The organism is Microbacterium sp. TW_SC_2, from assembly GCF_055361165.1.
The window spans coordinates 1673130-1697023 of record NZ_CM143952.1; the positions used below are offsets into that span (position 1 = coordinate 1673130).

General features: G+C 68.7%; 26 protein-coding genes and 4 tRNA genes. 17 read left to right on the forward strand and 13 right to left on the reverse strand.

Annotated features, from left to right (window positions below; genetic code table 11):
* Nucleotides 1–36: 36 nt before the first annotated feature.
* The 8 genes from ACWA14_RS07855 (at nt 37) to ACWA14_RS07890 (ending at nt 8031) form a co-directional block, all read left to right on the forward strand.
* Nucleotides 37–513 (forward strand): GtrA family protein, encoded by a 477-nt coding sequence (locus ACWA14_RS07855; RefSeq protein WP_463792204.1) that lies wholly within the window; start codon nt 37–39, stop codon nt 511–513.
* Nucleotides 510–1976, forward strand: coding sequence for a glycosyltransferase (locus ACWA14_RS07860; protein WP_463792206.1), 1467 nt, complete (start codon nt 510–512; stop codon nt 1974–1976). Before ACWA14_RS07855 ends, ACWA14_RS07860 begins: the two co-directional genes overlap by 4 nt.
* Complete coding sequence (locus ACWA14_RS07865) at nt 1973–3985, forward strand: ArnT family glycosyltransferase (protein ID WP_463792208.1); 2013 nt, start codon at nt 1973–1975, stop codon at nt 3983–3985. The genes ACWA14_RS07860 and ACWA14_RS07865 overlap by 4 nt, the downstream gene beginning before the upstream one ends.
* Before the next feature lie 33 nt (nt 3986–4018).
* Nucleotides 4019–4861 (forward strand): DUF4397 domain-containing protein, encoded by an 843-nt coding sequence (locus tag ACWA14_RS07870; protein WP_463792211.1) that lies wholly within the window; start codon nt 4019–4021, stop codon nt 4859–4861.
* A complete protein-coding gene (locus tag ACWA14_RS07875; protein ID WP_463792214.1) occupies nt 4861–6018 on the forward strand; it encodes a glycosyl hydrolase family 8 in 1158 nt (385 codons plus the stop codon). Before ACWA14_RS07870 ends, ACWA14_RS07875 begins: the two co-directional genes overlap by 1 nt.
* Nucleotides 6018–6644 carry a class F sortase gene (locus ACWA14_RS07880; protein WP_463792216.1) on the forward strand — a complete coding sequence of 209 codons (627 nt, stop codon included), beginning with the start codon at nt 6018–6020 and terminating at the stop codon, nt 6642–6644. Before ACWA14_RS07875 ends, ACWA14_RS07880 begins: the two co-directional genes overlap by 1 nt.
* Before the next feature lie 22 nt (nt 6645–6666).
* Nucleotides 6667–7458 carry a polyprenol monophosphomannose synthase gene (locus tag ACWA14_RS07885; RefSeq protein WP_463792217.1) on the forward strand — a complete coding sequence of 264 codons (792 nt, stop codon included), beginning with the start codon at nt 6667–6669 and terminating at the stop codon, nt 7456–7458.
* 402 nt (nt 7459–7860) lie between these two features.
* Nucleotides 7861–8031 carry a hypothetical protein gene (locus ACWA14_RS07890; RefSeq protein ID WP_463792218.1) on the forward strand — a complete coding sequence of 57 codons (171 nt, stop codon included), beginning with the start codon at nt 7861–7863 and terminating at the stop codon, nt 8029–8031.
* A gap of 62 nt (nt 8032–8093) precedes the next feature.
* On the opposite strand, the gene ACWA14_RS07895 is transcribed toward ACWA14_RS07890, so the two are convergent.
* Both ACWA14_RS07895 and ACWA14_RS07900 read right to left on the reverse strand, forming a co-directional pair.
* Nucleotides 8094–8558 (reverse strand): BLUF domain-containing protein, encoded by a 465-nt coding sequence (locus ACWA14_RS07895; RefSeq protein ID WP_463792220.1) that lies wholly within the window; start codon nt 8556–8558, stop codon nt 8094–8096.
* The gene (locus ACWA14_RS07900) at nt 8555–8830 is read right to left on the reverse strand and encodes a hypothetical protein (RefSeq protein WP_463792222.1); all 276 of its coding nucleotides are present in this window, start codon (nt 8828–8830) and stop codon (nt 8555–8557) included. Before ACWA14_RS07900 ends, ACWA14_RS07895 begins: the two co-directional genes overlap by 4 nt.
* 175 nt (nt 8831–9005) lie before the next feature.
* Here ACWA14_RS07900 and ACWA14_RS07905 point away from each other — a divergent pair, with 175 nt between their 5' ends.
* Nucleotides 9006–10547 carry a glycosyltransferase family 2 protein gene (locus ACWA14_RS07905; RefSeq protein WP_463792225.1) on the forward strand — a complete coding sequence of 514 codons (1542 nt, stop codon included), beginning with the start codon at nt 9006–9008 and terminating at the stop codon, nt 10545–10547.
* A 22-nt stretch (nt 10548–10569) separates the two neighbouring features.
* Here the strand turns inward: ACWA14_RS07905 and ACWA14_RS07910 are convergent, their stop codons facing one another.
* Together ACWA14_RS07910 and ACWA14_RS07915 are read right to left on the reverse strand one after the other, a co-directional pair.
* On the reverse strand, nt 10570–11010 hold the full coding sequence (locus ACWA14_RS07910; RefSeq protein ID WP_463792227.1) for an SRPBCC family protein: 441 nt from the start codon (nt 11008–11010) through the stop codon (nt 10570–10572).
* Nucleotides 11011–11047: 37 nt separating this feature from the next.
* Nucleotides 11048–11998, reverse strand: a complete 951-nt coding sequence (locus ACWA14_RS07915) for a manganese catalase family protein (protein ID WP_463797397.1) — start codon at nt 11996–11998, stop codon at nt 11048–11050.
* A gap of 202 nt (nt 11999–12200) precedes the next feature.
* Here ACWA14_RS07915 and ACWA14_RS07920 point away from each other — a divergent pair, with 202 nt between their 5' ends.
* Nucleotides 12201–12455: a hypothetical protein gene (locus tag ACWA14_RS07920; RefSeq protein ID WP_463792229.1), complete on the forward strand. Its 255-nt coding sequence runs from the start codon at nt 12201–12203 to the stop codon at nt 12453–12455.
* A 7-nt stretch (nt 12456–12462) separates the two neighbouring features.
* Here the strand turns inward: ACWA14_RS07920 and ACWA14_RS07925 are convergent, their stop codons facing one another.
* Nucleotides 12463–12735, reverse strand: a complete 273-nt coding sequence (locus tag ACWA14_RS07925) for a hypothetical protein (RefSeq protein ID WP_463792231.1) — start codon at nt 12733–12735, stop codon at nt 12463–12465.
* A 42-nt stretch (nt 12736–12777) separates the two neighbouring features.
* Here ACWA14_RS07925 and ACWA14_RS07930 point away from each other — a divergent pair, with 42 nt between their 5' ends.
* A complete protein-coding gene (locus ACWA14_RS07930) occupies nt 12778–13074 on the forward strand; it encodes a DUF7882 family protein (protein ID WP_463792232.1) in 297 nt (98 codons plus the stop codon).
* A gap of 120 nt (nt 13075–13194) precedes the next feature.
* Here ACWA14_RS07930 and ACWA14_RS07935 read toward each other — a convergent pair.
* The 3 genes from ACWA14_RS07935 to ACWA14_RS07945 all read right to left on the reverse strand — a co-directional run bounded on the left by ACWA14_RS07935 (nt 13195) and on the right by ACWA14_RS07945 (nt 13493).
* Nucleotides 13195–13266, reverse strand: a tRNA-Val gene (locus ACWA14_RS07935).
* 29 nt (nt 13267–13295) lie between these two features.
* A tRNA-Cys gene (locus tag ACWA14_RS07940) sits at nt 13296–13366 on the reverse strand.
* 54 nt (nt 13367–13420) lie between these two features.
* A tRNA-Gly gene (locus ACWA14_RS07945) sits at nt 13421–13493 on the reverse strand.
* 151 nt (nt 13494–13644) lie between these two features.
* Here ACWA14_RS07945 and ACWA14_RS07950 point away from each other — a divergent pair.
* Nucleotides 13645–13717 (forward strand) — tRNA-Val (locus tag ACWA14_RS07950).
* A 42-nt stretch (nt 13718–13759) separates the two neighbouring features.
* Here the strand turns inward: ACWA14_RS07950 and ACWA14_RS07955 are convergent.
* Entirely contained in the window at nt 13760–14944 is a 1185-nt protein-coding gene (locus tag ACWA14_RS07955) for an aminotransferase class I/II-fold pyridoxal phosphate-dependent enzyme (protein WP_463792234.1), read from the reverse strand.
* Nucleotides 14945–15086: 142 nt separating this feature from the next.
* Here ACWA14_RS07955 and ACWA14_RS07960 point away from each other — a divergent pair, with 142 nt between their 5' ends.
* The 3 genes from ACWA14_RS07960 to ACWA14_RS07970 all read left to right on the forward strand — a co-directional run bounded on the left by ACWA14_RS07960 (nt 15087) and on the right by ACWA14_RS07970 (nt 18272).
* Entirely contained in the window at nt 15087–15512 is a 426-nt protein-coding gene (locus tag ACWA14_RS07960) for a GIY-YIG nuclease family protein (protein ID WP_463792235.1), read from the forward strand.
* A gap of 77 nt (nt 15513–15589) precedes the next feature.
* Entirely contained in the window at nt 15590–16927 is a 1338-nt protein-coding gene (locus tag ACWA14_RS07965; protein WP_463792237.1) for a flavin monoamine oxidase family protein, read from the forward strand.
* A gap of 184 nt (nt 16928–17111) precedes the next feature.
* On the forward strand, nt 17112–18272 hold the full coding sequence (locus tag ACWA14_RS07970) for a DUF1611 domain-containing protein (protein WP_463792239.1): 1161 nt from the start codon (nt 17112–17114) through the stop codon (nt 18270–18272).
* On the opposite strand, the gene ACWA14_RS07975 is transcribed toward ACWA14_RS07970, so the two are convergent.
* The 3 genes from ACWA14_RS07975 to zapE form a co-directional block, all read right to left on the reverse strand.
* A complete protein-coding gene (locus ACWA14_RS07975) occupies nt 18238–18825 on the reverse strand; it encodes a type II toxin-antitoxin system PemK/MazF family toxin (protein ID WP_463792241.1) in 588 nt (195 codons plus the stop codon). The two genes, ACWA14_RS07970 and ACWA14_RS07975, sit on opposite strands and share 35 nt — an antisense overlap.
* A gap of 20 nt (nt 18826–18845) precedes the next feature.
* The gene (locus ACWA14_RS07980; RefSeq protein WP_463792243.1) at nt 18846–20084 is read right to left on the reverse strand and encodes an ammonium transporter; all 1239 of its coding nucleotides are present in this window, start codon (nt 20082–20084) and stop codon (nt 18846–18848) included.
* Between the two features lie 128 nt (nt 20085–20212).
* Nucleotides 20213–21256, reverse strand: a complete 1044-nt coding sequence (gene zapE / locus ACWA14_RS07985) for a cell division protein ZapE (RefSeq protein ID WP_463792244.1) — start codon at nt 21254–21256, stop codon at nt 20213–20215.
* Between the two features lie 144 nt (nt 21257–21400).
* Here zapE and ACWA14_RS07990 point away from each other — a divergent pair, with 144 nt between their 5' ends.
* Both ACWA14_RS07990 and ACWA14_RS07995 read left to right on the forward strand, forming a co-directional pair.
* On the forward strand, nt 21401–22294 hold the full coding sequence (locus tag ACWA14_RS07990; protein ID WP_463792245.1) for a sulfurtransferase: 894 nt from the start codon (nt 21401–21403) through the stop codon (nt 22292–22294).
* Nucleotides 22295–22313: 19 nt separating this feature from the next.
* On the forward strand, nt 22314–22745 hold the full coding sequence (locus ACWA14_RS07995) for a SufE family protein (protein ID WP_463792246.1): 432 nt from the start codon (nt 22314–22316) through the stop codon (nt 22743–22745).
* Here ACWA14_RS07995 and ACWA14_RS08000 read toward each other — a convergent pair.
* The gene (locus ACWA14_RS08000) at nt 22729–23883 is read right to left on the reverse strand and encodes an alpha/beta hydrolase (RefSeq protein ID WP_463792247.1); all 1155 of its coding nucleotides are present in this window, start codon (nt 23881–23883) and stop codon (nt 22729–22731) included. The two genes, ACWA14_RS07995 and ACWA14_RS08000, sit on opposite strands and share 17 nt — an antisense overlap.
* Nucleotides 23884–23894: the final 11 nt, after the last annotated feature.

A 23894-nucleotide genomic window follows, 5' to 3' on the forward strand; every position in this document is an offset into this window, starting at 1 on the left:
TTCAATCCGCGCACGGGTTCCCTCCGAACCCCTTACATGTCGCTCGCCCCCTCCGCGCCATCATTCCTGCTCGCCCGCATCGTCACCGCCGTGCGCGAAGCCGTGCCTCAGCTCGCCACATTCGGCGGTGTGGGGCTCCTCGCCTTCATCGTCGACGTGGGCGGGTACAACCTGCTCCGCGCCACCGTGATGACCGACCAGGTGATCTGGGCGAAAGTCGTCTCCGTGACGATCGCCACCGGCGTCGCGTGGCTCGGCCACCGCTACTTCACCTTCCGCTCCACGCGTCGACCCGCCGTCGCGAAGGAGCTCCTGCTCTTCCTGCTCGCCAACGGCGGGGGACTGCTGATCGCGGCCGGCTGCCTGTTCGTCTCCCACTACGTCCTCGGATTCACCTCCGCGCTCGCCGACAACATCTCCGGGAACGTCGTCGGTCTGGTCCTCGGCACCCTCTTCCGGTACTTCACGTACCGGTTCCTCGTCTTCCGTTCCCCGCAGGAGGCGACAGCATGATCCTCCCCCTCGCCCTCCGCCCGTTCGAGACCGAGCCGGCGCCGAACCCGCTCCTCACGCCGCAGCCGGATCAGGCCCCCGCTCCCGACAGCGTCCCGAACCGCCAGGTCGTCGACCCCGGACTCGCCGAAGACCCGACGCAGGGCATGGCCGGCGTCGACTGGATCGGGGTCGTCGGCTACAGCGGCCTCGTCGCCATCGCCCTCTCGCTCGCGCTCATCGCCGTGACGACCCTGTGGTGGATGCTGTACGCGTGGCGCTCCAAGACCACCTACGACAACACCGCCTTCTCGAAGGAGCCCCACGCGCCTCAGCACACGTTCACACTCCTCGTTCCCGGCAGGCACGAGGAGGAGGTGATGGGTCAGACGCTCGACGCGCTCGCGGCGCAGACCCATCCCGACGTGCAGATCATCGCGATCGTCGGCGACGACGACCCCGGCACCACGGCAGTCGTGCGCGCGGCGGCCGCCCGTCACCCGGATCGCATCGAGGTCGTCGTCGACGACAGCGTGCCGAAGAACAAGCCGAAGGCGCTGAACAGGGCCCTGCCCTTCGCTGCCGGCTCGATCATCGGCGTGTTCGATGCCGAGGACGAAGTGCACCCCGAGCTGCTCCGCCACATCGACTCCCGCTTCACGGAGACCGGAGCCACGGTCGTGCAGGGCGGCGTGCAGCTCATGAACTTCCGCACCACGTGGTGGTCTCTCCGCAATGTGCTCGAGTACTACTTCTGGTTCCGCTCGCGTCTGCACTTCCACGCCGGCGCCCGTTTCATCCCGCTCGGCGGCAACACCGTGTTCGTCAAGAAGGATGCGCTGGTGCGCAACGACGGCTGGGACGCGGAGTGCCTCGCCGAGGACTGTGAGCTGGGTGTCCGGCTGTCGAGCCAGGGCGAGAAGGTCGTCGTGGCGTACAGCCCCGAATACGTGACGCGTGAGGAGACCCCCGGCACGCTGAAATCGTTCTACAAGCAGCGCACGCGGTGGAACCAGGGATTCCTCCAGGTGCTCCGCAAGGGCGAGTGGCGCTCGCTGCCCACCCGATCGCAGAGGCTCTTCGCCCGTTACATGTTGGCGATGCCGTTCCTGCAGGCGGCCACGGGACTCCTCATCCCCCTGTCCGTCTTCCTGATCCTGGTGGTCAAGGTGCCGACGCTCGTCGCGCTCCTCACCTTCATCCCGCTCGCTCCGACCCTCGTGACCGTGGCGGTGGAGATCGCCGGCCTCGGCGAATTCGGCCGGCTCTACGGACAGAAGGTGCGGGTGCGCGACTACGTGCGCCTCGTGCTCGGCACGATCCCGTTCCAGGTGCTGCTGGCCGGCGCCGCGATCCGCGCCGTGTTCCGCGAGCTCCGCGGAGAGCGCGGGTGGGAGAAGACCGAGCACACCGGTGCGCACCGCGAAGACGACGCGAGTATCGCCACCGCCCACGACCGCATTCCCGAAGGGGTCGCCGCATGAGCACCACACTCGAGCGACCGACCGGGTCGCAGATCTCCGAGGACGGGACGCCGCAGAACGACCACCGTGCTCCGATCGAGATGGTGAGCCAGGGCGCCCGCCGCCTCGGATCGTGGGTCCGCGCCAACGGCCGAGATCTCGCCTGGCTGCTCCCCGTGCTCCTGGTCGGCGCGCTGGTCAGCTTCATCAACGTCGGCGGATCACCGCAGCGCATCGATGACGAGGGCACCTACACGGCGCAGGCCTGGGCCGTCACACACCTCGGCGAGCTCGCCCACTACACGTACTGGTACGACCACCCGCCGCTCGGCTGGCTCCAGATCGCCGGATACACGCAGCTCACGGGTGCCTTCGAGCGTTGGGACATCGCTGTGCTCGCCGGCCGCGAGGCTGTGCTGGTCGCCTCGCTGATCGCCGTCGTGCTGCTGTGGGCTCTCGCACGCCGCCTCGGAATGTCCCGGGGCGCCGCCGCAGCAACGGGTCTGCTTTTCGCGCTGTCGCCGTTGGCCCTGCAGTTCCACCGCACCGTCTACCTCGACAACATCGCGGTGCCCTGGCTGCTGCTCGCGTTCTTCCTCGCGACGAACCGTCGAGGTCAGCTCGCCGCCTTCGCCGGATCCGCGGTCGCGTTCGGGATCTCCGTGCTCACGAAGGAGACCTTCCTCCTGGCGCTCCCGATCCTCGTCTGGGTGATGGTCCGCAGCGCTCGCCGCGAGACGAGGCGCTACACGCTCTCGGTCGCCGCCAGCATCCTCACCCTGATCGGCGGCAGCTATCTGCTGCTCGCGGCGGTCAAGGGCGAGCTGTTCAGCGGCGCCGGCCGCGTGAGCCTGATGGACGGCATCACGTTCCAGCTCGGCTCCCGCGAGGGCAGCGGCTCGATCACCGATCCGGACTCCCTCATCAATCGCACGCTCGGGATGTGGTGGCAGCTCGACCCCGTCTTCATCGTCGCGGGTCTGCTCGCCAGTGTCGCGGCGCTCTCCTTGGCACGGCTGCGGCCCTATGCGGTGCTGGTGCTCGCCATGACCGCGTTCATGTTCCGTCCCGGCGGGTACCTCCCGGTGCCGTACGTCATCATGCTGCTGCCGTTCGGGGCGCTGCTCATCGCCGGCGTCGTGGATGCCGCGTTCGTCCGGATCCGACGCAAGGGCACGGGCCGCCGCACGCTCGCGCTCGGAACGCTCGCCGCCGCGTCGATCGCTGCGATCGTCGCTGTGCCGCTGTGGACCACTCAGCTCCGCGGGTTCGTGCTCGCCGACCTGGACCAGCCGCTCCGCGGCGCCCAGGAGTGGCTCATCGAGAACGCCTCGACCGACCAGCGTGTGATCGTGGACGACGCGATGTGGGTCGACCTCGTCGAGGCGGGCTGGGACCGCGACAACGTGATCTGGTACTACAAGCTCGACACCGACCCCGCCGTGCAGGCGCAGTCGCCGAACGGCTGGCGTGACGCGGACTACGTCGTCACGACCGACTCGATGCGCACGTTCCCCGGCGCCTTCCCGCAGGTGCAGGAGGCGATCGACAACTCCGTCGTGGTCGCGTCCTTCGGCTCGGGAACCCAGGCGGTGGAGGTGCGCCGCGTCGCGGTGGACGGAGCCGAACAGGCGGCGGTCTCCCAGGAGGACGCGGCGGCGTCGCGCGCCGCACTCGGCGCACAGCTGGTGACCAACCCGCAGGTGACCATCGCGGATGCCGATCGTGATCGCCTGACCGCCGGGCAGGTCGATGCGCGGATCACCGCGGTGATCGGCGCGCTGGCCGGTTCCGGATCGGTGGCCGTGTCCGGCTTCCCGATCGTGGACGGCGAGGACGATCGCCCCTTCCGTCAGGTGGCGATCTCGGCGATCGGCGGCTTCCCGACCGTCACCGACGGAGCGCTGAGCGACGACGCGCGATCGCTGGTCGACGCGCTGTCCGGCACGTACGAACCGAGCCGGATCGGGATCGACGGAGACAGCATCGTGCTGCGCTACCCGGTCTCCCTGCAGCCGACACTCCCCTGACTTCTCATCATCACCCCATCGAAGGAGCACATCATGAAGAATTCACGATTCCCGCACCTGACAGCAGCCCTGGCGACGGGAGCGACCGCCATGCTGGTCGCGGTCGCCGCCCCCCTGCCCGCCGCCGCGGCCACGAGCGCGGTCGACGCCGCCGCGGCCCCGACCGCGGTCGGTGACTCGACCGGATGGCTGCGGCTCGGGCACCTCTCGCCCGACACGAAGTCGGTGGACGTGCGCGTCGCCGCGCTCAGCGGCGGATCCACGGTCTTCGAGCTGAACGGCGTCAGCTACGGTGACGTCTCCACCTACAAGTCGCTCCCGGCCGGCAGCTACACCGTGAGCATGGTGCCGGCAGGAGCATCCGGTTCGGGTGTCCCGGTGATCTCGGAGACGGTCACGATCTCGTCCGACACCGCGACGACCGTCGCCGCCTACGGCCCCACGGCCGATCTGCAGGTCCGCGCCTTCGAGGACGACCTCACCGAGCCGGGCAGTGGTTCGGCCCGCGTCCGTCTGATCCAGGCATCGACGATCACGCCGGAGGTCGACGTCTCGACGTCCACGGGCGATTCGATCGCGCAGGATGCGAAGGCGGGTTCGGCCACCGGCTATGCCGAGATCCCCGCCGGCGACTGGTCGCTCGAGCTCACCGGCACAGGCGTCAGCGACACCGCCGAGGTCTCCGTCGATCCGGGCAGCGTCACCACGCTGTTCGTGCTCGACACCTCCGACGGCGGACTCACCATCCTCCCCGTGCTGGACAGCGCGTCCGTCGGCAATGCGCCGGACGGTGGCGTCGACACCGGCGGCGGCTACCTCGCCGCCGGTGAGGCGACCTCGGACGCACCGGCGAAGCTCCGCGGGGAGCTGCTCTGATGCGTCGCGGAACGATCATCGGCATCGCCGCCGGCGCGGTCGCCGTGACGGCGGGTGCCGCGGTGCTCGCGGTCGGACTGACCACGAGCGATCATGCTCCCCCCGAGACGGCGCCACCAGCGACCTCTATTCCCCTGCCCGCAGACGACCGCGGTGCTCCCGACCTCGACGCGCCCGCGTTGGCGGCGTCCTTCCTGGACGAGTGGGTCGAGGACGGCCGTGTCGTGCGGCACGACGAGGGTGGCGACACCGTCAGCGAGGGGCAGGCATACGGCCTGTTCGCCGCTGTCATCGCCGACGACGAGCAGTCGTTCGACGAGATCTGGGAATGGACGACCGCGGAGCTCGTGCGGAGTGACGGTCTGATGGCCTGGCGATGGGACGACGGCAGCGTCGTCGATGACCAGCCGGCGTCGGATGCCGATCTGGATGCCGCGCGCGCCCTCGTGCTCGCCGGCGACCGCTTCGACCGCGCCGACCTGCGTAAGGCAGGTGTCGAGCTCGCGACCGTGATCGCCGATCGGCTGACCGTGGAGACCGAGCGCGGCCGCATCCTGCTTCCGGGCCTCTGGGCCGCGGAGCGGGAGCCGTACGCCTACAACCCGAGCTATGCGTCGCCCGTGGCGTACGACCTGCTCGGCGAGGCGACCGGAGACCCGCGATGGGCCGAACTCCAGGCGGGCAGCGCCGCCGTCACCGCCGAGATCCTCACGGCGACGGATCTGCCGCCGGACTGGGCGCAGGTGCACAGGGACGGGCTCATCGAGCCGATGCCGGGGCCGCTCGGCGGGGGCGACCCCGTGCAGTACGGCTTCGACGCGCCGCGCCTCATGCTGCGGTACGCCGAATCCTGCACGGCGGAAGACATCACGCTGGCCGGGCTGCCGTTCGCCACGCTCGACCGTGAGCAGGATGTCGCATCGCGCCTGGACCTCGGTGGAGGCGCACTGTCGGACGAGCAGTCCGCGCTGGGCTTCACCGCGCGCGCGGCCGCGGCGCAGGCATCGGGAGACACGGTGGCGAGCACGGCCGACCTCGAACGCGCCGCGGAGCTGACGGCCGAGTACCCCACGTACTACGGGACCGCCTGGGTCATGCTCGCCACGGCGATGCTCACGGGCGATTCTCTCGGCGGCTGCGCGACGGGAACGGTCTGATGGGCAGGGGCAGTGGGATCCGCGCGCTGGCCGCGACGGGAGTATTGGCGATCGCGCTGCTCCTGGGTGCGTGCGCGCCGACGGAAGGTGCGGCCTCTCCGTCGTCCAGCGGATCCCCTGCCCCGTTCTCCGCGGGCGGGTTGCAGGATCCGTCGGTTCCGACGTCCGCACCGGAGTCGGCGGCGGGGGTCCCGGAACGGGTGCAGATCCCGTCGATCGGCGTGGACTCGGCGCTGGAGGACCTGGCCCTGGGCGACGGCGGACGACTCGATGCTCCCGTGGACTTCGATCTCGCCGGCTGGTACTCCGACGGTGTGGTGCCCGGCGAGGTCGGCCCGGCGATCATCGCGGGGCACGTCGACTCGCCCACGGCGCCCGCGGTCTTCGCCCGCATCGGGGAGCTGGCCCCGGGGGCCGAGGTCATCGTCACCCTGTCGGACGGCGCCGCGCTCACGTTCGAGGTGAGCGGCTCGATGCAGTCGGCCAAGGCGGAGTTCCCGACCGCGGCCGTGTACAGCAACGTCCCGGCCCCGGAGCTCCGCCTCATCACCTGCGGCGGCGCCTTCGACTCCTCGACCGGCCACTACCTCGACAATCTCATCGTGTTCGCGCAGCTCCGCGGCTGAGCACCGCCCTGAAAGGAACCCCATGAACGAGACACTCGTCATCATCCCGACCTTCAACGAGATCGAGAACCTCGAGGCGATCGTCGGTCGCGTGCTCGCCTCCGCCTCCGCGGACGTCCTGATCGTCGACGACGCCTCGCCCGACGGCACCGGTGAACTCGCCGACCGCCTGGCAGAACGCCACTCCGAAGTGCATGTGCTGCATCGGTCCGAGAAGAACGGCCTCGGCGGCGCATACCTCGCGGGCTTCGCATGGGGGCTCGAGCGAGACTACTGGGCGCTGGTCGAGATGGATGCGGACGGTTCACACCAGCCCGAGGAACTGCCGAAGCTCGTCGATCAGCTCATCGACCACGACCTCGTGCTGGGGTCGCGGTGGGTGCCGGGAGGCCGTGTGCTGAACTGGTCCAAGAGGCGCGAGATCCTCAGCCGCGGCGGCAACCTGTACGCACGCCTGGCACTGGGCATCGACGTGCGCGATTCCACCGGCGGGTATCGCGTCTTCAGTGCGGCCGCGCTCCGACGCATCGATCTGCTGCACGTGGCATCGCAGGGCTACTGCTTCCAGGTCGATCTCCTGTGGCGTGCACTCGAGCGCGGGCTGCGCGTCGTCGAGGTTCCGATCACGTTCGTCGAACGCGTGCACGGCGAGTCGAAGATGAGCGGATCGATCGTGTCGGAGTCGCTCGCCCTCGTGACGTGGTGGGGCATGCGGCGGCGCCTGACCGCGGTCGGGATGCTCGTTCGTCATGGCCGCCGACTCCGTTCGGTGCGTGCACTGTCGCACCGGATGCTGCCGCCCGTGCGCCCCTGACGGACAGCCACGACGTTTCGGATCCCCCTCGCACCGATCTCGAGGTGCGAGGGGGGTCCGATGGTCCGAGACGTCCGGGCGTGCATTCACACGGACGCAGACCCCAGGCATCCGAGCCGTCTCCCTCAGACGGTGGCGTGAACCGCTCGACCCGTCATCGGGAGTTATTCAGCCCCCCGACTGAATAACTCCATTCTCTGGAGAGAAGCGAGATCTGTCCAATCCGTTGTCGTCGATCGGGGAGATTCCGGTCCCGGAAGATCGGACTCCTGTGCACATCGGCAGTCGGTGCCACCGTGGATGCCAGGAAGTGAACCCCGCCCGGGGCGGGGCCGTCAACCCCCTGCCCCGCCGGGAGCAGACCGGTCTACGGTCGCAGAACCGACCGAAAGGAGCATCACCATGAGCGAACGACAGAAAGTGGAAGGCACTCCCGGAATCGACGCCGAGGCCGACACCGCCTCGGGCGGCGCCCCGGAGAAGCCGGATCACGACGCGTCGCCGGACGAGGTCACGTCCGACCACACGACGGATGAGAACGACGCACCCCTGGAGAATCCTTCCGGCGGCTGATCGTCCCGTCGCGGGATCTGATGCCCGACGGTATGACCTCGAGCCTCAGATCCCGGCGGTGGTCATCCGTGCGCCGTCGGGGCGAGAGTGCCCGATCGCACTCGGAACCACAGAGTCAGCTCCTGCAGGGCGCGCACCGTCATCGAGCGCTCCCCACCCTCCTCCAGGTCGGCAAAGGAGTCGCGGAATCCCGCTGGGGCCTCCTCCGGGTGCTGGTGCAGAGGCCGGTAGGCCATCGTCCACTCGGCGAAACGGCGGCCCTCGATCGGCTCCTCCAGGAGAACGCGCATGTCGCGGTGCCGGACGTCCTGGCTGATCCGCGCGGCCAGAGCACGCACGACGGCGGCGGGACCCTCGAGTACCTGGATGAAGCGCTCGCCGCGGTAGAGCAGCATCCCGGTGATGTCGCGTGCTCCGTTGAGCACTCGACTCTCTTCCAGAAGGTGGGCGAGCGCCGTCTCCCGGAACGAGGCCGAGGCAGAGCTCGCGTAGACGAGCGAGATGAGGTCGTTGTCCTCGGCGGTCATCGCTGAACGGTCCCCTTCGCTCCCTCGTCCGAGATGCCCGCGATCGCGGTGTCCTCGTTGGAGCGCGACACGGCGGAGGTCGCCTCTTCCAGCGTCGGGAAGCTTCCGAGCGCATGCGACCGCGCATCGTAGGCGATGTAGTCACCGCCCGCCTGCCGATCGACGTAACCGAGGAAGTCGCCGCCGCGACTGCCGACGTGGAAACCTTCCTCGACGCACGCCCAGAGGACGTCGGAGGAATACGGGCCGGGATTGTTCACATCTGAAACCATAGGACGCCTCCGTCAGGAACGGATGCCCCTTGCGCATCGCCCGATCGATATGGCAGGGCGACGTCCCGCACCCCTCACCGCGGCGGGCCGGAACATGCAACCCCCAGGTCTGGACCCGACGGACATGGGATGCTGAGAGGCCCTCCCCAGTGAATGGAAAAAAGTGTCAGTTCGTGTGAGCGTCGTCGTCCCTGTGTTCAACCCCGGACCCACCTTCGACGAGCTCATCGAGTCTCTCGATCAGCAGACACTCGAGACCTCGGCTTTCGAGGTGATCCTGTGCGACGACGGGTCCGATCAGGCCACGCAGGAGAGGCTGGCGACGATCGCTCGAGCACGGACCAACGTCCGCGTGCTCACGCTCCCCCACTCGGGATGGCCGGGCACCCCGCGCAATCACGGCATCGCGGAGGCGGCGGGGAAGTACGTGCAGTTCGTCGATCAGGACGACCGCCTCTTCGAATCCGCCCTCGAGAAGCTCTGCGACTACGCCGACCTGCACTCGTCCGACGTCGTCATCGGCAAGGAGGTCGGAGTCGGGCGCGCACTCCCGCGCCGGATCTTCCGACGCGACATCCCGCGCGCGACTCTCGGGAAAGACCCGATCCTCGAACTCCTGACCCCGCACAAGATGTTCCGCACCGCGTTCCTCCGCGACAACGACATCCACTTCCCGAACGGACGCGTGCGCCTCGAGGATCACCTGTTCGTGATGGAGGCGTACTTCGCTGCCGACACGATCTCAGTGCTCGCGAGCGTGCCCTGTTACGCCTGGATCAAGCATCCGGGAAGCGCCAGCTCCTCCCGGATCGATCCCGTCACCTACTTCCCCCACCTCGAGTCCGTGCTCGACCTCGTCGAGGCCCACACCGAGCCGGGGAGGCTGCGTGATCGTCTGCTGCGGCACTGGTTCCGCGGGAAGATCCTGAAGCGCCTGTCCGGACGACAGATGCTGCGGTATCCCGACGAGTATCGGGACGGCTTCATCGATGTCGTGCGGCCGCTCGCCGAGCGTCGCTTCGGCCCCGGCGTCGATGCCGGGCTCGCCTTCCCGCACCGCATCCGCGCGGCACTGCTCCGCGCCGATCGCCGCGCCGACCTCCTGCGGTTCGCGAAGTTCGAGAACGAGCTCGAGGCGAGTGCCGAGGTGAGCTCCGCCCGCTGGACGCGCGGAGGGGGTCTCCAGCTCCGCATCCGGGTGCGGGTGCTGCACGCCGGGCAGGAGGCGCTCCGGTTCGCCGTCTCCGACGCGACGCGTCCCGTGTCGACCTGGGTCCCCCCGACGTGGCTGGCTGATCTCCCCGCTGCGGCCCTGGACGCCAGCCGGGATGTGCGCGACGACCAGATCGAACTCCTCGCCCGCACGGATGCCGTCCAGGCGGAGCGTCGCCTCTTCCGACGAGCCTCCGCCGGCGTCGACGTGATCGAGGTCGCTGTGGACCCGCTCAAGGTCTTCCGCAGTGAAGACGCCGCGCGCCGCGCGACACTCCGCCTGCGGGTGCGGCGTGCGGGGTGGACCTTCGACATCCCGGTGACGGCCGATCCCGCGGTACTCGTCCGCGCCGGCCGCTCTCCGCTGCTCGCCGGACGCGACTGCACGCTCATGGTCGACGAGAGCGGCGTCGTGGAGCTCCGCCGGGACGGGGCTGCGGGCGGGATGAAGGATCTGGTCGGACGAGCAGTCCGCCGGGTGCGCGCCGCCCGTAAGCGCTCATAGCGGCGGCCCGAAGCCCGGGGGATCAGGCGCCGGCGCGGCCTTCGGCGAGATAGGCCAGCCTGTGGAGCGTCTCGGCGTTGCGCCAGCGCAGCAGAGGGGTCGTCAGGAACCGTGGGATGAGCATCGCCGGTCCGCTGACCGGCTCCTCGTCGATACGGACGACGCACCCCTCGCCGTCACGACGCACCCGGATGGTCACCGCCGCCTCTCCGAAGGGCCAGCCGCGCGCGAGCATGCGCACGCGTCCGGGCGGTGCCCACTCGACGCTGCGGGTCGTGTCGTCGAGCACGACCGGCCAGACTCCCACGGAGTGATGGAGCTCGGCACCCGGCTGCGGCCAGCTCTCGTCGACGTCGCGCATGCGCGTGGCCGCCACCACCCACGCGGGGTAGAGCCAGCCGTCGCTGAGAACACGGAAGACGTCTTCGGGCCGGCAGTTCATCCGGCGGGTGTTGCTGGCCATCATGCCTCCGTCGTCGGGATACGGGTGGTGCGAATCATCATGTCATCCGGCCGAAGGTGGCGTCGATGTCGGCCATCTCCATCGCCGCGGTCGCCTCGATCAGTGCACGCAGCTCGTCGTCGGCGCCGGGCGCGAATTCTTCGGGGCGCTCGGGAGAGATCGTCATCGGCGCACCCGCCGGAGCCTGCTTGCTCGCGTCGAGGTCGGTCCCGTCGTTCGACGGCGACGCACCCTGGAAGATCTTCCCTGCCTCGGACTGGTCCGACAGATCGAAGGAGTACTGGGTGCTCTGCAGACCGAGGTCGAGGAGCTTCTTGACCTCGGGGAACCTCTCCGCGTTGGTCTTCGGGATCGGAAGCGACGTCCGCCAGTTCACGCCGAGCGTCTCGAGGGCCTTCGCATAGGCGTTCTCGTGCGCCTGGTCGCGGACGATCAGGTAGGCGATCGTCCCGCGGGCCATCTTGTTGTCGGTCATCTCGTAGAGGCGGCATTTCTGCAGACGGCCGGTCGACTCCAGCATGAGGTTGTACAGCAGATCGAGCACGAGATTGCCGGAGTTGTACACGTAGCTGCCCATCCAGGGATTCCCTGCGGCATCCACGGGCAGTGCGCCCTGCGCTCCGACGAGGAAATGATGCACGTTCTTCGCATCGGGGGCGATGCTCAGCGGTGTCGCGCCTGCGGCGCCCGGCTTGTCGAGGGGGTCGGTCGGCTTGCCCTGGTACTGGGGCGAGCCGTCGAGCAGGCGGGAGATGGTGGTGCCGATCAGCTCCACGTGGCTGATCTCCTCGGTGCCGATCCCCTGGATCAGGTCCTTGTAGGGTTTCCCCTCCGGGCCCCGGAAGTTGATGCTCTGGAACAGATACTGCATCATCGTGCGCATCTCACCGAACTGACCACCGAGGCCTTCCTGCAGCGCGTTGGCCGCCGAGGGGTCCGGTTCGTCCTGTGCGATCTCGGTGATGAACTCCTGCAGGTGGAAATACATGACGACCTCCGTCGGTGCTGCGGCTGGTGGAGTCCTCATGCTCCGCGCATCGAGCCATTTCGGGCTCCCCCTCGACCTGAGGGCCACGGAGACGTAGCATGCGCTCACACCGCACGCGTTCCCCGGGATTCGCCCTTGAAGGGGCCGGAAGGGCAGGTCTACCCCTTGCCCTCCCCCGGGCCGCGCTGGATACAGTGCGAACATGGAACCGGAGTACGGACAGGCGATCGAGCTGGGAAAGCTCGACACCGCGAGAGGACCCGCGTGGGCCACTCTCCGTCCTCTCGGCGAAGCGTGGGTGCTGTGGGTGCGGCGCGACGGCTCGCGCGAACGCCGGCATCTGGGCGTGCTCACCCGTTCGCCGCACGGCTACGCGTTCGTGAACCGGCGCGGCCACCGCAGCGGACCGGACGACTGGCACACCCTGATCACCCGGATCGTCGCGCGCTCGCGCTAGACGGGTCTCAGTGGCGGCGCACCGCGAGCAGTTGCCACCCTTCGGGCACCTTCGCCTCGAGACCCGCCATGTCATCGGCCTCGATCACGGTGGGCTCGTCGCGGCGGGCGAACGTGCCCGCGACGACACGGATGCCGCCGGGCTTCATCTCGACGTGCGACGACACCATCTCCCAGCCGGGCGGCATCTGCGCCATGAGCTGCGCGCGAAGATCAGGGAGCTCCGTGCCCTCAGCCATCAGCGTGCGTGTTTCGGCCGGGCGGATGAGGGCGGAGAGCATGACCCCAGCCTAATTCGCTCGCGACGCGGTTAGTGTGAGCGCATGGGAAAACTCGAATACAACAGCTCGCGCCCTCCGATCGAGATCGAGGACGTGACTCTGGCGCACCTGAAGATCATCATCGGGACGAAGCTGCGCCGCCAGGAGGCGTTCATGATGACCTGGCTCCCGGAGAAGAAGAACCCGGCGGGCCGTCTGACCGCCTGGGTGCATCCCAGCATCCCCATGGTCCTCGCGTTCGACGAGGCCACGATGCCGAAGATCGATCCCGCGCGGATCGCCCGGATGATGGAGAATCTGAACGCGCACGGCGAGCTGGTCATCGATCAGATGGACTAGCACGACCCCAGGAGGCTCCCGGGCGCGCCCGGGGGCTCCTGTGCCTCGGCATTCGACGAGCAGCGAGCCGTGACACTGCGGGAACACGAAAAAACCCCCGGGAATCCGGGGGTTTCAGTGTGCGCGATACTGGGATCGAACCAGTGACCTCTTCCGTGTCAGGGAAGCGCGCTACCGCTGCGCCAATCGCGCCTATTCAGGCTGTTCAGTTATGTGCGACGAGGTGGCGACGGGATTCGAACCCGTGTAAACGGCTTTGCAGGCCGGTGCCTAGCCGCTCGGCCACGCCACCGTGTGGATTGACCCCACGTGCTGTGAGCCTTCCGGAGAAGACATTCTGCACTCGAGCGGATGACGAGACTCGAACTCGCGACCCCAACCTTGGCAAGGTTGTGCGCTACCAACTGCGCTACATCCGCATTTCGTTCCCGGTTGTCCCGGGCACTCATGAAACATTAGCCGAACTTTCGCCGGTCTCCAAACCGATCTCGAATCTCGCGCGTGTCTCCCGCACTGGTCAGCGGCGGCCCTTCTCGTCCGGTAGTATCGGTTGTCGAGCCTCACGGCTTAGGGCGATTGGCGCAGTTGGTAGCGCGCTTCCTTCACACGGAAGAGGTCATCGGTTCGAGTCCGGTATCGCCCACAGTCAGCCCCCGCATCGACGGGGGCTTTTCTGTGTCCGGACTCACCGCTCCCGCTGCAGCTCTGCGAGGAAGACCCCGATCCTCCGCATGCCCTCGGCGAGCTCCGGGCGGGAGGCCGCGTAGGACAGTCGCACGTGGGTGTCGGCGGTGGCGGTCGCGAAGTCGCGCCCCGGGGTGAGGGCGACGTGCGCGGACTCCAGCACACGTTCGCAGAAGCTCCACGAGTCGAGCCCCGTGCTGCTGACGTCGAAATAGACGTAGAAGGCGCCGTCGGGGATCACGGGCACCGCGAGCCCCAGCGTGTCGAGCGCCTCGAGCACGAGGCGGCGCCGGGCGAGCAGTTCGAGGCGTCGTTCCTCGCAGAGCGCGAGGGACTCCGGCGTGAAGGCTGCGACCGCCGCCTGCTGTGCGGGGGCGGAGCTGGAGAGGAAGTAGTTCACCGCGAGGCGCTCGACGGCCGGCACGAGTTCCTCCGGGAGGATCGCCCATCCCAGGCGCCACCCCGTCATCCCGAAGTACTTCGAGAAGCTGCCGATCACGATCGCTTCGGGGTCGACGGAGAGCACCGTGGGGGCCGGAGTGCCGTCATCGGCCGGATCGGCGAGGTCCAGGTAGATCTCGTCGACGATGCGCCAGGCGCCCCGACCGCGCGCGAGCTCGCAGATCGCCGCGAGTTCCGCGACGGGCATGGAGGCCCCCGTCGGGTTCGCCGGGCTCGCGATCATCACCGCCGACGTCCGCTCGCTCCACGCCGACGCCACCGAGCTCGCGTCGAGCTGGTAGCGGTTCTGAGCGGTCGCCGCGATCGCCACCAGGGTCCCGCCGAACGTTCGCACGAGTTCCCGGTTGCAGGGATACGAAGGGTCGGCGATGATCACCTCGTCGCCGGGGTCGGTGGTCGCCGCGGTCACCACGAGCAGCGCCGAAGAGGCGCCCGAGGTGATCAGGATGCGGCCGGGATCGATCTCGACACCGTGCTTGTCGCGATAGAAGTCCGCGATGGCACGGCGCAGCGCAGGAAGGCCGAGCACCGCGGTGTACGGCAGCGGACGTCCGTCCATGACCTCTCGCATGGCCTCGCGCACCGCGGGCGGCGCCCCGAAGTCCGGCTCGCCGATCGAGAGGCGCACGACGTGATGGCCCTGCGCCGAAAGCTCGGCTGCACGCTCACCGATCGCCATCGCGTGGAACGGTTCTGCGTCGCGCGCACGTCGAGCGAGTCTCATCGGGTCTCCTGTCGGACGAGGGCCACGGACGACGACGCACCGAGCACGCCGTCGAGTGTCAGGATGCCATGTCCGGCGCCACCGATCACGCAACCGCGCTCCCGCTCGCGGCGGCGTCGCACCCCCGGCGTAGCCTCCCCCTGTGACGACGACCTCCGACCTCCCCGGCCCCTGCCACCTCTGCGGAGGCAGCCACGGTGCGAGAATCGGCGATGCCTGGTTCTGCACCGCCTGCGGCTGGCGCTACGGAGACGTGCCCGATGCCGATCTCCCCCTCCCCCGGGTCGACGTGGTCTACTACCTCCGCTATGACCGGCGCGTGAAGATCGGGACGAGCAGACATCCGCGGCGACGACTGCGCAGCATCCGCCACGACGAGCTCCTCGCCTTCGAGCCGGGAGACCGCGCCGTCGAGCAGCGACGTCATCGGGAGTTCGCCGACATCCGGGAAGGGGGCGAGTGGTTCACGCTCACGGAGCAACTCCGCACGCACATCGAGACCCTTCGTGCGGGCGGTGATCCCTGGCAGCTCTATGCGCGAATGCTCAGTGATGCGCTGCGCGGATGACGGCCTATCGCCCGTGCGGCTCGGATGGCTATCGTCGGAGGCGAGGACGCGGTTCCGCGGCCGTGAAGGGAGTCGTCATGGAGCATTTCGACACGATCGTGGTCGGCGCCGGCGTCGCGGGACTCACCGCCGCCGCTCTGCTGCGCGACGCGGGACGCTCGGTCGTCGTGCTGGAAGCGCGCGACCGCGTCGGGGGTCGGGTCACGACCGACCGCACGCAGGGCGCGACCGATCTCGGTGCGTCGTGGATCCACGGCGTCGCGGGCAGCCCGGTCGCAGAGGCCGCGGCCGCCTTCGGCATGCGCACGCTCGAGTTCACCGTCGGCGGCTACCAGGTCGACAGCCGTCCCATCGCGTACTACGGCCCGGACGGCACGCGCTTGACCGCTGCGCAGGCGAAGGCCTTCGCCGACGACGTGCACACAGTCGACGCGGCACTCCTCGAGACGATCGCCGCCTCAGCGGCCGACGCCTCTTACCGGAAGGTCACCGAGGCCGCGCTCGCGCAGCAGCCCTGGGACGCCGAGCGGGTCCAGCGCGTGCGGGAGTATCTCGAGCATCGCTCGGAAGAGCAGTACGGTGCGTGGATCGAGGACCTCGCGGCCCACGGACTCGACGACGACTCGATCGACGGAGACGAGGTCGTGTTCCCCGACGGCTACGACCGGCTCCCGGAAAATCTCGCGCACGGCCTCGACATCCGCCGCGCACACACCGTCACGGGGATCGACTGGTCCGACGGCATCCGTGTCCGCACACCGCACGGCACCTTCCACGCCGATTCCGCCGTCGTGACGGTACCGGTCGGAGTGCTGAAATCCGGCGCGATCGAGATAGAGCCGCCGCTTCCCCCGGTCAACGCGGCCGCGCTGTCCCGGCTCGAGATGAACGCCTTCGAGAAGATCTTCCTCCGCTTTCCCACGCGGTTCTGGGACGAGGATGTCTACGCGATCCGTCAGCAGGGGCCGGAGGGGGCGTGGTGGCACTCCTGGTACGACCTCACCGCCCTGCACGGCGAGCCGACGCTGCTCACGTTCGCCGCGGGACCGGCGGCGACGCTCACGCGCGACTGGGACGACGGGCGCGTCGCGGCATCGGTTCTCGACCAGCTGCGTCGGCTCTACGGCGATGATGTGCCCGCACCCACCCTCGTGCATCGCACGGCCTGGCAGGACGACCCGTTCTCGCACGGCTCGTACGCGTACATGACCCGCGGATCGACGACGGGGGATCACGATGATCTCGCCACCCCCTTCGGCGGATCAGGGGGTGCCGGCGCCGTCCACATCGCGGGCGAAGCCACGTGGACCGACGATCCGGCGACCGTGCCAGCGGCCATGTTCTCGGGCCACCGTGCCGCCTGCCGCATCCTCGGACACGACGTCGCGATCGCACGCAGCTGGGCCAGGGACTGAGCGATTCCGCCCTGGACGAGCTGCGGCGTCCTCCGGACGGGCGTTCGGGGCCGAGTCCCAGGCCGCCCTGCTACGGTGATCACGCCGGTATCTTGCCGGCATCAGGGAAGACTTCTTGTCGACCAACGGGCCTTTCCGGCCATTTCGTTCTCCGTCGCCTCCTCTGTGTGAGCCGAGGAGCGTCATGTCCAGCCCGTCTATTCCGTCTTCCCGCGTACCCGCCGAGCAGGTGTGGGCCGAGCCGATCGCTCTGCCGACCGGCTCGACGGCGATCATCTACTGCGAGGGTCAGTTCGGCGAGCAGGACGGCAAGACCGCCAACGGCCTGGTCCGGCACTCGGAGAAGTACGAGATCCTCAGCGTCATCGACTCGACACATGCGGGGGCGGATGCCGGCAGGCTGCTCGACGGTGCGGCGAACGGCATCCCCGTGCTCGACGGACTCACGACCGCGATCCGTCACGCGGGACAGGTTCCCGACTACCTCATCTGCGGTGTCGCACCGGCCGACGGGCTGCTCTCCGCCGATCAGCGCACGGTGCTGCTGGACGGCATCGCCCGCGGCATGCACATCATCAACGGCCTCCACGAGTTCCTGAACGACGACGCCGAATTCGTCGCCGCGAGCCTGTTCGCCGGCGTCACGATCACCGACGTCCGACGCCCCAAGGAGAAGAAGGATCTGCATCTGTTCTCCGGGCGGATCTTCGACGTCACCTGCCCGAGGATCGCCGTGCTGGGCACCGACGGCGCCATCGGCAAGCGCACGACGTCGACCCTGCTGGTGCGCGCGCTCACAGATCGCGGCATCCACGCCGTCATGGTCGGGACGGGACAGACCACGATCATCCAGGGCGGCCGCTACGGTGTGGCCCTGGATGCTCTCGTGCCGCAGTTCTGCTCCGGCGAGGTGGAGAACCAGGTCGTCGCCGCCTTCGAAGGCGAAGACCCCGATGTGATCATCGTCGAGGGCCAGGGCGCGCTCAGCCACCCCGCTTACATCACCTCAGCGCACATCCTCCGCGGCAGCCAGCCGGCCGGCGTCATCGTGCAGCACGCACCGGGACGCGCCATGCTCGGCGACTTCCCCATGGTCGCGATGCCCACGGTGCAGAGCGAGATCGCCCTCATCGAGGCCTTCGCCGACACGCGGGTGATCGGGGTGACCGTCAACCACGAGAACCTCTCTGCCGATCAGCTGTCCGCCGCGATCGATGAGATCGAGCTCGACACGGGGCGGCCCGCGACCGATCCGCTGACACGTTCGCTGGACGATCTGGTCGACATGGTGCTGCTGGCCTTCCCGGCGCTCACCCCGCAGCCGACCACCCGTAGCGCCGCGTGAGGGCGGCGCTGACGCGGTCGTAGCGTCGCCGGTCCAGGACGGCGGCTTCGCGCCGCAGGCCCTGCTCGTGCACGCTGTAGAGCTGCTCGATGTCCACCCACGACTCGCGTCCCTGGGAGTCCCAGGGACCGGAGCCGATCGACAGGTAGTCGCGGTCGCCGTCGTGCGGTCTGCTGGTCATGCGCACCGCGTACACGCGATCCGGAGACTGACGGCCGATCACGAGCACCGGTCGATCCTTCCCGCGTCCGTCGTTCTCGGCGTAGGGCACCCAGGTCCAGATGACCTCACCGGCGTCCGGTGCCCCGTCGCGGTTCGGCGTGAACGTGATCCGCAGCGAGCGGATGCGGGCGGGGTCGACCCGCACGGTCTCCGTGCCTCGTGGCGAGCCGGGATCGGCGGCCGTGACTCCCCCGCCCCGGCGTTCCTCGGGTGTGCGCAGACGCGACGACGGGCGTCCCGGACCTGGAGTGGTCCGAGACGCCCGACGTGTTCCCAGCGCTGAGCGCAGGATGTCCGCGAGAGTTGCGAGGATGCCGCGGGAAGAACTCATCCCGTCACCCTAACCGCGACTCAGGCGTCGGCGAGTGCGTAGCCCTCTTCGCCGTGGACGACCTGGTCGACACCGGCGATCTCGTCCTCGTTGGTGACGCGGAACCCGATGGTCTTCTGGATCGCGAAGCCGATGATGAAGGCGACGACGAACGAGTAGATGAGAACACCGAGTGCGGCGATCACCTGGACGGCCAGCTGGCGGGCGTCGCCCCCGACGAACAGTCCGGTGCCGGTGGCGAAGAAGCCGAGGTAGACGGTTCCGATGAGGCCACCGACGAGGTGGATGCCGACCACGTCGAGCGAGTCGTCGAAGCCGAGACGGAACTTCAGTTCGATCGCCAGTGCGCAGACCACGCCGGCCAGCAGACCCAGCAGCAGGGCCCAGCCGGGCGTGAGGTTGGCGCACGCCGGAGTGATCGCGACGAGACCGGCGACGGCACCGGACGCGGCGCCGACCGAGGTGGGCTTGCCGTCCTTGATCTTCTCGATCAGGATCCAGCCGAGGATCGCTGCGGCGGTGGCACCGAGCGTGTTCAGACCGATGAGTCCGACGCCGCCCATGTCCTCCGCCAGCCACTCCGCTCCGGCGTTGAAGCCGAACCAGCCGAACCACAGCAGCGCAGCGCCCAGGAGCGTCAGCGGCACGTTGTGCGGCTTGAGGATGCCCTTCTGGAACCCGATGCGCTTTCCGAGGACCAGCGCGAGCGCCAGAGCTGCGGCACCGGCGTTGATGTGCACGGCGGTTCCGCCGGCGTAGTCGATGACGCCGATCCCGCTGTCCTCACCGAACAGGGTGGTGCCGAGGTTCATGATCCATCCGCCACCCCAGACCCAGGCGGCGACCGGGAAGTAGCCGACGGTCGCGAAGATGCCCGCGAAGATGAGCCAGCTGCCGAACTTGGCGCGGTCGGCGATGGCTCCCGAGATCAGGGCGACCGTGATGATCGCGAAGGTGGCGCCGTAGGCGACTCCGAGGAGGGCGACGTTCGATCCCTCGCCCGCCGCCAGGCTGGAGAGCCCGATGTCGGCGAAGGGGTTGCCGGCGAAGGCGGTCGGGCTGTCGACGGCGCTCATCGAGAAACCGAAGAGAATCCACAGCACAGCGACGAGACCGATCGAGCCGAAGCTCATCATCATCATGCTGACGACGCTCTTCGCCTTGACGAGTCCGCCGTAGAAGAAAGCGACGCCTGGCGTCATGAGCAGGACCAGCGCTGTCGCGGTGATCGCCCACGAGATGTTGCCGGGAGCATCCATAGGAAAACCTCACATCCGAAGTAGTTGAGAGCTTCAGTGTGACGACGCACCGTTTCGCGGATGCGTGAGGTTTGTTTCCCCGCTGTTACAGCGAGGCTCTGCGTGTGAACATCGCGTTACACGGGACTTCAGGCTTGCGCAGAATGTGTCAAGGCATTGAGCCGAGAGATGGCGCGCAGGTACTTCTTGCGGTATCCACCGGCGAGCATCTCGTCCGAGAACACGGAGTCCAAGGGGGTCCCGGTGGCCCGCACGGGAATCTGCGCGTCGTACACCCGGTCCACGAAAGCGACCAGACGCAGCGCCTCCGACTGGTCGACCAGTTGATGCACGCCCCGCAGCCCGACGAGGTCGATCCCGTCGATGAGCCGGATGTACCGCGAGGGGTGGACCTGGGCCAGGTGGCGGATCAGTTCGTCGAAACCATCGTCGGATGCCGTGCGCGACGGGCCGACGGCGGAGATCGCCGACTCGTACTCGGCCTCGTCGAGGGCGACCGCGTGGCCGTCGAGGGCGCGCTGACGGAAGTCGACCCCGTCGATGCGGATGGTCTGGAAGCTGTCCGACATCGCGTGGATCTCGCGGAGGAAGTCCTGCGCCGCGAAACGCCCCTCGCCGAGCGCGTTGGGCGGGGTGTTGGAGGTCGCCGCCAGCTTCGTGCCGGTCGGCACGAGCTCGCCCAGCAGTCGCGTCATCACCATGGTGTCGCCGGGATCGTCGAGCTCGAACTCGTCGATGCAGAGAAGATCTGCTCCCTTGAGCAGGTCGACGGTGTTCTTGTAGCCGAGGGCGCCGACCAGAGCCGTGTACTCGATGAACGAACCGAAGTACTTCCGACGAGCGGGCATCGCGTGATAGATGGCCGCGAGCAGGTGGGTCTTGCCCACGCCGAACCCGCCGTCGAGGTACACGCCCGGCCTCACCGCCGGCTCCTTCTTCGCGCGGCTGAACAGCCCGCCGCGCTTCACCGGCGCACCGCGCCCGGCGAAGCGCATCAGCGTCTCCTTCGCCTCCTCCTGGGAGGGGTACGCCTCATCGGCGCGGTAGCTCTCGAACGTGGCGGCATCGAACTGCGGCGGCGGCACGAGGCTGGCGAGCATCTCTGCTCCGGTGACGGCGGGCTGACGCGCGGTCAGGTGCACGACACCCGTGCGGGAAGGCGTTTCGGTCATCACGATCCTGGATCGGGTGCCTGCCTGTGTCGAAGTCTTACGAATCAGGTGCAGGTCGGGCGGCAGAGTCTATCGTCGAAGGGACGGCTCCACATTACGCCGTCCGCACCGCGCCATCGCCCGCTCACCCTGGAGGAGATCCCTGTGGCCATCGAGTTCGATTCGACTTCACCCAAGTTCGCCGAGTACTCCGACCCGGGTCGCCTGGTCACCACCGAGTGGCTCGCCGCGCACCTCGACACCCCCGGACTGGTGGTCGTGGAGTCCGACGAAGATGTCCTGCTGTACGAGACCGGACACATCCCCGGCGCCGTGAAGGTCGACTGGCACACCGAACTCAACGACCCCGTCGTGCGCGACTACGTCGACGGAGAGGGTTTCGCGGCACTGCTCAGCCGGAAGGGGATCGCGCGGGACGACACCGTGGTGATCTACGGCGACAAGAACAACTGGTGGGCGGCCTACGCGCTCTGGGTCTTCTCGCTCTTCGGACACGAAGACGTCCGCCTCCTCGACGGCGGCCGCGATCGGTGGATCGCGGAAGGACGCGAGATCACGCGGGAGAAGACGGATCGTCCGGTCACGGCCTACCCGGTGGTGGAGCGCGACGACTCGGTCATCCGGGCGTACAAGGAGGATGTCCTCGCCCACATCGGGAATCCGCTGATCGACGTCCGATCGCCGGAGGAGTACAGCGGGGAGCGCACGACGGCTCCGGCGTACCCCGAAGAGGGCGCGCTGCGCGCCGGACACATCCCGACCGCGCAGAGCGTGCCGTGGGCGAAGGCGGTGGCGGAGGACGGCGGCTTCCGGACGCGCAGCGAGCTCGACGCGATCTACCGCGACGGCGCCGGGCTCCAGGACGGCGACGATGTCGTCGCCTACTGCCGTATCGGCGAGCGATCGAGCCACACGTGGTTCGTGCTGCGCCACCTGCTGGGGTTCGACAACGTGCGCAACTACGACGGGTCGTGGACCGAATGGGGCAGCGCCGTGCGCGTCCCCATCGTCACGGGTACCGAGCCCGGCTCGGTCTGATCGTGGGAGAATGTCAGGGATGAGCACCACGGACGTCCCTGACACCCTCGCGGAGATCCGCGACGCCTTCCTCGAGACTCCGGAGGAGGACCGTCTGCTCCTGCTCCTGGAGTTCGCCGACGAGCTTCCCGCTGTGTCCGACGAGGTGGCCGAGCATCCCGAGATGTACGAGCGTGTGGCCGAGTGCCAGTCCCCCGTCTACATCTACGTCGAGATCGTCGAAGGCGTCGTGACGATGCACGCGACGGCTCCGGTGGAGGCGCCGACGACGCGGGGGTTCGCGAGCATCCTTGCCCAGGGCATCTCCGGCCTGTCCCCCGATCAGGTGCTGGCGATCCCCGACGACTACCCGCAGTCGATCGGACTGACCAGGGCGGTGTCTCCGCTCCGCATCGGCGGGATGACCGGCATGCTGATGCGGGCGAAGAAGCAGGTCAGTCAGAAGCGCTGAAGGCCTGCGTCTGCAGCCACGCGGTGATCGCGGTGTTCCACCCGGTCTCGTCGTAGTTCCAGAGCTTGGTGTGCCGTGCCACGGTGATGCGCGGCATGGTCACGAGATCGGGGCGCGCCTGCGCGAGCGCGTGCGAGGCATCGGCGGGGACGAAGCCGTCGTCCTCGCTGTGCAGGATGAGGATCGGGATCGTCAGCTCGTCCGCCCGGGCCACCATGTCGAGCCGGTCGAAGTGGATCGCGTCCTCCGCGCCGCTCAGACGCGCCGTGACCGGCAACGACAGCGCCCCCATAGCGAGATCCGGCAGCGGTGCGTGCATCCCGGCCTTGCGCGCCTGGAACCGCAGCACCGAGCGCCAGTCGACCACGGGGGATTCGAGGATGAGCCCGACGATCCGATCGCGGTTCCCCGAGTTCACCGCCGTCTGCAGCGCGATCGCGCCCCCCATCGACCAGCCCATCAGGATCACCCGTTCGGCGCCGTGTCGCAGGGCGTGGGTGATGGCCGCGTCGACGTCGCGCCATTCGGCCGTGCCGAGAGCGTAGGCGCCTCCGCGGCTGCGGGGCGCTTCACCGTCGTTCCGATAGGACACGACGAGCGTGGGCAGCCCGGCCCCGTGCAGCACGGGCACCGCGCGGAGGCACTCCGCGCGCGTGGCACCGCGGCCGTGCACCTGGATGACCCAGGTCGACGACGCGGCGGGGAAGAACCAGGCGGGGCACGGCCCGGCCGGCGACCCGATCAACAGGTTCTCGGACGGCAGGTGCAGCTCGGACGGCGATGCGTAGTACCAGCCGCTGAAGCGCGCGTCCCTGTCCACCTGCGCACCGGGTTCGATCTGCGTGAGCAGCTTGCGTCGGACGCGCGTCGCGTCCGCGCTCAGCACGGCGCCGAGCTTCACATAGCCGTACGTGCCCGAGGTGAAGAGGCCGTACCGCCCCGGCAGCTCGGTGTCGAGGGTCCGGACGAGCTCGATGGTCTGCGCTCCGGTGTCGACCGCGAGGATCGCGGCATCCGTCGAACCGCGCATCGGCGTGACCACCCTGCGCGCGACCTTCAGGACGAGGAACGCCAGCACGCCCCCGAGGGCGAACAGCGCGGGGACAAGAAGTGCAACGGCGTGCCTGAGACTCTTCATCGCCTCCTGAC